Source organism: Gordonia sp. (in: high G+C Gram-positive bacteria), assembly GCF_012515855.1.
In the GTDB taxonomy this organism is placed as follows: domain Bacteria; phylum Actinomycetota; class Actinomycetes; order Mycobacteriales; family Mycobacteriaceae; genus Gordonia.
Genome location: NZ_JAAYXO010000005.1, coordinates 1 through 2,944 on the forward strand (window position 1 = coordinate 1; position 2,944 = coordinate 2,944).

4 protein-coding genes are annotated in these 2,944 nt (G+C 67.9%); 3 read left to right on the forward strand and 1 reads right to left on the reverse strand.

Annotated elements, in window-relative coordinates; translation table 11 throughout:
• Nucleotides 1-177 (forward strand): cold-shock protein (locus GX543_RS00290; protein WP_290849038.1); only part of this gene is annotated, 177 nt, incomplete at its 5' end.
• A gap of 76 nt (nt 178-253) precedes the next feature.
• On the opposite strand, the gene GX543_RS00295 is transcribed toward GX543_RS00290, so the two are convergent.
• Entirely contained in the window at nt 254-808 is a 555-nt protein-coding gene (locus GX543_RS00295; RefSeq protein WP_290849035.1) for an MOSC domain-containing protein, read from the reverse strand.
• Nucleotides 809-888: 80 nt separating this feature from the next.
• Here GX543_RS00295 and GX543_RS00300 point away from each other — a divergent pair, with 80 nt between their 5' ends.
• Complete coding sequence (locus GX543_RS00300) at nt 889-1,491, forward strand: TetR/AcrR family transcriptional regulator (RefSeq protein WP_290849036.1); 603 nt, start codon at nt 889-891, stop codon at nt 1,489-1,491.
• On the forward strand, nt 1,488-2,944 hold a 1,457-nt coding region (locus GX543_RS00305), incomplete at its 3' end, for an MDR family MFS transporter (RefSeq protein WP_290849037.1). The genes GX543_RS00300 and GX543_RS00305, both read left to right, overlap by 4 nt.

The window sequence follows — 2,944 nt, forward strand, 5'->3', positions numbered from 1 at the left end:
AACGGCGAAAAGGGCTTCGGCTTCATCGCCCCCGACGGTGGAAGCGAAGACATCTTCGTCCACTTCACCTCAATCAACGGTAGCGGTTTCCGCAACCTCGAAGAGGCACAGCGCGTCGAGTTCGACGTCGAGCAGGGCGCCAAGGGCCCGCAGGCGACGAACGTCACCGCTCTCTGACAGACCTCAACACCAGCGCCCCGGCATTCGTGCCGGGGCGCTGGTGTTTTCTACGGGCCGGTGTCTTCGAAGCACATCACCCGCCGGCGAACACCTCCGCGATGCTCAGCGCACCCGCCGGACGATCAACGACGACGATCTCGTCCCCCGCAGAAACCTTGCCGCCCTGCACGATTCGCAGATAGGCGCCCGGACGCCCGGCTTGTGCGAAGCGCTTCACCCAGCCGCGCTCGTCGTCGCCGCCGACCCAGCGCGCGAAGGTCTGACACGGAATCCGGGGCTTGGTCACCTCGACGACCACCTTCGCGCCGATCTGCCACCGCTCCCCTATCCGGGCGCCCGAGACATCGATCCCCGTCGTGCGCAGGTTCTCCCCGAACCACCCCGGCGGGGTGTCGCGCCCGAGCTCGGCGGACCATCGTCGCGCGTCCTCGTCGGCGTACACGTAGACCGCCTGGTCCAGCCCGCCGTGATGCTTCCGGTCGGCCTGGACATCGCGATACAGCCCGTAGGGTCCGACCTTCACCGGCCCGTCGACGGGCCGCTTGTCGATCGCGGTGACCCCGGCTCTTCCGCCGGGGTCGGGCAACAACTGATGGACGACGCAGACGTCGAGCACTCGTGCGGTCATGGCCTCCAGCCTACGAGAGGGAAGCTTGCGGTCCCGCCGGCCAGTTGCGCAGCGGATTGCACTGGTGCAATAATGCACCAGTGCAGGAATTTGCCGGAGTGCGGGACCGCAAGCGGGCCGAGACGTTCCGGCGTATTCATGAGGCCGCCGTCGAGTTGACCCTGCGCGACGGCCTCGCCGCGGCGACGGTCAGCGCGATCGCCGAGCGGGCGGGCATCTCGCGCCGCACCTTCTTCAACTACTTCGCCTCCAAGGAGGACGCGGTCCTCGGCGTCCAGGAACCGCGTATTCCCCCGAAGGCGCTGGAGACCTTCCTCACTCGGAACGACGAGGACCGCCTGGGCAAGGCCCTGCAGCTGACGATGGCGACCATGGCCACGATCGGACCGCGGGCCAGCCCCGAGCTGCGGCGGCTCGTCGCCGCGCACCCCGAACTGGTCGACAGCATCCGCGCCCACCGAGTCGCCACCCAGGACCTGCTGATGAGTGTGCTGTCGCAGCGCCTGGCCGACGATCCGGCCGCGCCGACCGCCTCCGACACGGCCCGCGCCCTACTCCTGCTCGCCGGTGCCGTGCTCCGCTTCGCCTATCACGACGACCCAGACCTGCTCGACGACCCGGACCCCTCCGCCGTCGAGAACGCACTCGCCGCCTTCCGTACAGCCCTGAGAGAGATTCGTTGACTGACCGCACCGCCCCGCCGACCGCTGAAGCCGCCGGCGACCGCAAGATCCTGTTCCTGTTCATCGGCCTGATGATCACCATGCTTCTGGCCGCGCTGAACCAGACCGTGCTCTCGACTGCGCTGCCGACCATGGTCGGAGAACTCGAAGGCGTCGACCTGATGCCGTGGGTGATCACCGGCTACATCCTGGCCACCACCGTGGTGATGCCCGTCTACGGCCGGATCGGCGACCTGTTCGGCCGCAAGCCGGTGATTCTGGCCGCGATCTCGATCTTCATCGCCGGGTCGATCCTCGGCGCACTCGCGCAGAACATCGACGTGCTGATCGCAGCCCGCGTGATCCAGGGCCTGGGCGGCGGCGGGTTGATGGTGCTGTCGCAGGCCGCCATCGCCGACGTCGTCCCCGCCCGCGAGCGGGGCCGCTACATGGGCATGATCGGCGCGGTGTTCGCGGTCGCGTCGGTGGCCGGCCCGCTGCTGGGCGGCTGGCTCACCGAGGGCCCGGGCTGGCGGTGGGCGTTCTGGATGAACATTCCGCTCGGCGCACTCGCCATCGGCGCCTGCGTGGTCTTCTTGCAGCTCCCCAAGGTCGAACGCACCCAGCGGCCCAAGCTGGACTACCTCGGTATGACGCTGATCGCCACGGCGACCACCACGCTGGTGCTGGTCTCGACGTGGGGCGGCACCAAGTACGCCTGGAGCTCGCCGCACATCATCGGCTTGATCGCGGCGACTGTCGTCATCGGGGCGGCGTTCTGCTGGGCCGAGACCCGCGCAGTGCACCCGGTGATTCCCATGGCGCTGTTCAAGGACCGCAACTTCACCGTGACGACCATCGCTGCCCTGATGATCGGGATCGCGATGTTCGGAGCCCTCGGTTACATGCCGACCTACATTCAGATGGCGCTGGGCGTCAGCGCGACGGTCGCCGGCCTGCTGATGATTCCGATGATGGGCGGCCTGCTGGTGGCCTCGGTCGCCGCCGGACGCGTCGTCACCCGAACCGGACGCTACAAAGCGTTCCCGATCGTCGGCTCGGTGATCATCGGCGTCGGTCTGGCGCTGCTGTCCACCCTCCACATCGAGAGTCCGACCTGGCTCATGTGCCTGTATCTGGGCGTGCTCGGCACCGGCATCGGACTGTCGCTGCAGATCTTGACCCTGATCGTGCAGAACTCCTTCCCCGGCGGTGCGATCGTCGGGACCGCGACGGCGGCCACGAACTACTTCCGGCAGGTGGGCTCCACGCTCGGCGCGGCCATCGTCGGCGCGGTGTTCGCGAATCGCCTGATCGGCCTTCTGAACGAGAAGCTGACCGGTGCCGTCGCTCCCGGCGGAGACGTCGCCACCGAACGCAAGCACCTCACACCGGAGATGGTCAATCAGATGCCCGATCCCCTGCGCGACTTGGTGATCCACGCATACAACGAGGCCCTCGTCCCGGTCTTCCT

Bases quoted from the DNA above. Each gene is read 5' to 3' on its own strand.
- GX543_RS00295 (WP_290849035.1), bottom strand. From the start codon at position 808: ATGACCGCACGAGTGCTCGACGTCTGCGTCGTCCATCAGTTGTTGCCC.